The 4,038-nt window shown below is 72.3% G+C and carries 4 protein-coding genes and 1 pseudogene; 2 read left to right on the forward strand and 3 right to left on the reverse strand.

Going from position 1 to position 4,038, the window contains the following annotated elements; translation table 11 throughout:
- A pseudogene (locus QM633_RS14470) lies at nucleotides 1-245 on the forward strand (hypothetical protein); the annotation flags it as partial.
- Between the two features lie 251 nt (nucleotides 246-496).
- On the opposite strand, the gene QM633_RS14475 reads toward QM633_RS14470, so the two are convergent.
- Nucleotides 497-1,120, reverse strand: a complete 624-nt coding sequence (locus tag QM633_RS14475; RefSeq protein ID WP_415154470.1) for an L-threonylcarbamoyladenylate synthase — start codon at nucleotides 1,118-1,120, stop codon at nucleotides 497-499.
- 106 nt (nucleotides 1,121-1,226) lie between these two features.
- Between QM633_RS14475 and QM633_RS14480 the strand changes: the two genes are divergently transcribed.
- Nucleotides 1,227-2,354: a MalY/PatB family protein gene (locus QM633_RS14480; RefSeq protein ID WP_415154471.1), complete on the forward strand. Its 1,128-nt coding sequence runs from the start codon at nucleotides 1,227-1,229 to the stop codon at nucleotides 2,352-2,354.
- 375 nt (nucleotides 2,355-2,729) lie between these two features.
- On the opposite strand, the gene QM633_RS14485 is transcribed toward QM633_RS14480, so the two are convergent.
- The gene (locus QM633_RS14485) at nucleotides 2,730-3,752 is read right to left on the reverse strand and encodes an LLM class flavin-dependent oxidoreductase (RefSeq protein ID WP_415154472.1); all 1,023 of its coding nucleotides are present in this window, start codon (nucleotides 3,750-3,752) and stop codon (nucleotides 2,730-2,732) included.
- 36 nt (nucleotides 3,753-3,788) lie between these two features.
- Nucleotides 3,789-4,038 (reverse strand): hypothetical protein (locus QM633_RS14490; protein ID WP_415154473.1); only part of this gene is annotated, 250 nt, incomplete at its 5' end.

Raw genomic sequence — 4,038 nt, forward strand, 5'->3', positions numbered from 1 at the left:
CCGACCTGGCCGTGCTCGGCGCGGATCCGGCCGCTTACGCGGCGTCCGTGGCCGCGCTCAGAGCCGAGTCTCCGCTCGTCCCGGGCGCCCGGTGGCGCGACGCCCGGCTGGCCCGGCTGGCCGAACTCCTCGCCGGTCCGCTGTTCCACACCGCCACCGGCCGCCGGCTCTGGTCGGCCCGGGCCACGGCGAACCTGCTCGCCGAGCAGCGTCGGCTGCTCGACGACGCGTCGGCGGCTCCTTGACCGCGCCGGCGGTCGGGCCGGACCGGATGGCGCTCGGGGCGGCCCGGGATGTCCGTGGCGGGGTCTGCAGGCACCCGGACGCGTGTCCGTGATCGGCCCGAGATGATCGCCTCCGGCGACCCGCCGCTCACCGCCGGTGCGCGCTTGTGCCAGGCGGTGGTCGCGGCGGTCATCGGGAACACCGACGGCAACCCCGGCCCCCCGCACCGGGCAGGGCTGGTCCGCGACGCGGACGCTGCTTCCGCGTCCGGCTACGCCTCGAACGGAGCCGGGTCGCCGGCCCCGTAGCGGGTGATCTCCACTTCGCCCTCAGACAGGTCGACGATCGTGGTGGGCTCGAGGCCGCAGTCGCCGGAGTCGAGGACGGCGTCCAGTTGGTTGCCCACCTCGTCGTTGACCGTCCAGCCGTCGGTCATCGGCTCCTCGTGCTCGGGCAGGATCAGCGTCGAGGACATCAGCGGCTCCCCCAGTGTGTTCAGCAGAGCCAGCGCGGTGGTGTGCGCGGGCACGCGGACGCCGACCGTCCGCTTCTTCGGCTGCAGCATCACCTTCGGCGCCTCCCTGGTCGCCTTCAGGATGAAGGTGTAGGCGCCGGGCGTGGCCGCCTTGACCGCCCGGAACACGTCGTTGTCCATCTGTACGTACTGGCCCAGCTGGGCGAACTCGCTGCAGCAGAGCGTGAAGTGGTGCTTGTCGGAGAGGTGGCGCAGTGTCCGGATACGTTCCAGCCCCTCCCTGTTGCCGAGCCGGCAACCCAGGGCGTAGCCGGAGTCGGTCGGGTAGGCCACCAGCCCCCCGTCCCGGATGATCTCCGCCACCTGGCCGAGGGCGCGGGGCTGCGGGTTGTCGGGATGCACGTCGAAGTAGCGGGCCATGTCGCCAGCCTAGGCTCCCCGCGCCGTCCCAGCCGGGGGACGGGTCGAACCGCGGGCGGACGGGACGGCGCGGGGTCCCGCACCCTGCGCCCGGTAGGGTGCGGTCATGCCGATCCTTTCCGTCCCGGAGGCGGAGCTCCGTTCCCGCACCAGCCTGAAGTGGCACACCTACGACCCCGACGTCCTGCCGATGTGGGTGGCTGAGATGGACACGGAGCTGCATCCCGCGGTCCGGGAGGTGTTGCTCGGCGCGATCGAGCGCAGCGACACCGGCTACCCGTACGGGACGGCCTACGCCGAGGCGTTCGCCGCGATGGCGGGGGCGCGCTGGAACTGGGACCTGGACGTGCCGGGACAGGTGCGCCGGGCCGGCGACGTGATGAACTCCGTGCTCGCCGCGCTGGACGCCACCACCTCCCCCGGCGACGCGATTGTGATCAACCCGCCGGTGTACCCGCCGTTCCAGCAGGTGGTGTCCGGCTACCGCCGCCACATCTGCGAGGCTCCGCTCACCGCGGCGGGGCGCCTCGACCTCGGCGCCCTCGAAGCGGCGTTCGCCGGCCCCGACCACCCGAGGGCCTACCTGCTCTGCTCGCCGCACAACCCGACCGGCGCCGTGCACACCGCGGACGAACTCGCCGCGGTGATGGCCCTCGCCGCGCAGCACGGGGTGCAGGTGATCACCGACGAGATCCACGCGTGCCTGGTCGATCCGGGCACCCCGTTCGTGCCCCTGCTCACGGTGCCGGGTGGAGAGGCCGCGATCAGCGTCACCAGCGCGGGCAAGGCGTGGAACCTCGCCGGCTTCAAGGCCGGCCTGATCGTGGCCGGAGCGGCAGCCACGAAGGTTCTGGCCGCGCTCCCCCCGCTGGCCCAGCAGTCGACCGGCCACCTCGCCAACCTCGCTCACACCGCGGCCCTCACCCGGGCGCAGGGCTGGATCGACGAGATCGTCGTCGAGATCGCGGCCAACAAGCAGTTGCTGGCCTCGGAACTGTCCGCGCGGCTGCCCGAGGTCGCCTACACCCCCTCGGCCGGCACCTACCTCGCCTGGGTGGACTGCTCCGCGCTGGGCCTGCCCGACCCGTCCCGCCATTTCGCGACGGTGGGTCGGGTCGCGTTCTCCCCCGGCGTGAACTTCGCCCGCTCCCACAAGCAGTGGGTCAGGGTGAACCTGGCCTGCTCCCCCGAACTGGTGGTCGAGGGCGTCCGCCGGATGGCCGCCAGCGCCTAGGGAACCATCGGTCCCGAGGTTGGACCGAGTAGGGAACCGTCCCCGGACGTCCCGACCGGCGGGGTGGGACCGAGTGGACCGAACCGGGGACGGACCGAACCGGGGACGGTTCTCTTCTCGGCCCAGACCGACCGCCGGACCGAATCGGGGACGGTTCTCTTCTCGGCCCAGACCGACCGCCGGACCGAATCGGGGACGGTTCTCTTCTCGGTCCAGGCCGACCGCCGGACCGAATCGGGGACGGTTCTCTTCTCGGTCCAGGCCGACCGCCGACTCGCCACGACCGGCGAGATGGACCGAGTAAGGAACCGTCCCCGGACGTCCGGGAAGGCTGTCCGGACGGGTGGTGCGATCCGTCCGGCGCGACGCCGCCGTTCAGCGCCAGCCGAGCGCCGGGGCGACGTGGGTGAGCACCGACTCGACGATGTGGGCGTTGTCGTCGACGCCCAACTGGTTCGGGACGGTGAGCAGCAGCGTGTCGGCGGCCGCGATCGCTTCGTCCTCAGCGAGTTGCTCGACCAGCCTGTCCGGCTCGGCGGCGTAGCTGCGCCCGAACACCGCCCGGGTGCCGGAGTCGATCCAACCGATCGAGTCGCGGGACTCCTCGTCACCACCGAACCACTGCCGGTCGCGGTCGTTCACCAGCGGGAAGATGCTGCGGCTGACCGAGACCCGCGGTTCTCCGGCTTGCCCCGCCGCGGCCCACGCGTCCCTGAACACCTGGATCTGCTTGGCCTGCTGGACGTGGAACGGCTCACCCGACTCGTCGTTCTTCAGCGTGGAACTCATCAGGTGCATGCCCCACTCGGCCGCCCAGCGCGCGGTCGCGTCCGACCCGGCGCCCCACCAGATCCGCTGCCGCAAGCCCTCGGAGTACGGCTCGATGCGGAGCAGCCCCGGCGGATTGGGGAACATCGGACGCGGGTTGGGCTCCGCGAACCCCTTGCCCTCGATCACCTGCAGGAACACCTCGGCGTGCTGGCGCCCCATGTCGGCATCGGACTTCCCCTCCGCCGGCGCGTAGCCGAAGTAGCGGTAGCCCTCGATCACCTGCTCCGGCGATCCCCGGCTGATCCCGAGTTGCAGCCTCCCTCCGGAGATCAGGTCCGCGGCCCCTGCGTCCTCGGCCATGTAGAGCGGGTTCTCGTAACGCATGTCGATCACCCCGGTGCCGATCTCGATCCGCTTCGTGCGGGCGCCCACCGCCGCCAGCAGCGGGAACGGCGAGCCGAGCTGCCTGGCGAAGTGATGGACGCGGAAGTACGCGCCGTCCGCGCCGAGGTCCTCGACGGCGGCGGCCAGGTCGATCGACTGCAGCAGGACGTCCGCGGCGGTGCGCGCCCGCGAGCCCGGCGCGGCCGACCAGTGGCCGAAGGACAGGAATCCGATCTTCTTCACGGCAGGTACAACGTCGCGGCCTTCCGCGCATTCCCCTCAGCGGTTGGAGACGAGATCGGCCTGGGCCGATCCCTTCGCGGCGAGCCGCGTGATCCCGATCAGGCTGAGGAAGACGGTGTCGGCGCCGGTGCTCGTGCTCACCTGGACGCGGGTGCCCACCAGCCGGACCTCGCCCTCCATCCCACCCGCATCGAGCACCCGCCGGGCGGCGGCGATCGCCGCTCCGGCGTCCGGCGCACGCCCGGCCAGGCGTGCGGCGGCCGTCTCGTCCGCCGCCGCCCTCGCC

Source organism: Propionicimonas sp., from assembly GCF_047606205.1.
GTDB lineage: Bacteria > Actinomycetota > Actinomycetes > Propionibacteriales > Propionibacteriaceae > Propionicimonas.

Excerpts from the sequence above, each read along its gene's own strand:
- QM633_RS14475 (WP_415154470.1), bottom strand. The coding sequence starts at position 1,120 with ATGGCCCGCTACTTCGACGTGCATCCCGACAACCCGCAGCCCCGCGCC.
- QM633_RS14480 (WP_415154471.1), top strand. The coding sequence starts at position 1,227 with ATGCCGATCCTTTCCGTCCCGGAGGCGGAGCTCCGTTCCCGCACCAGC.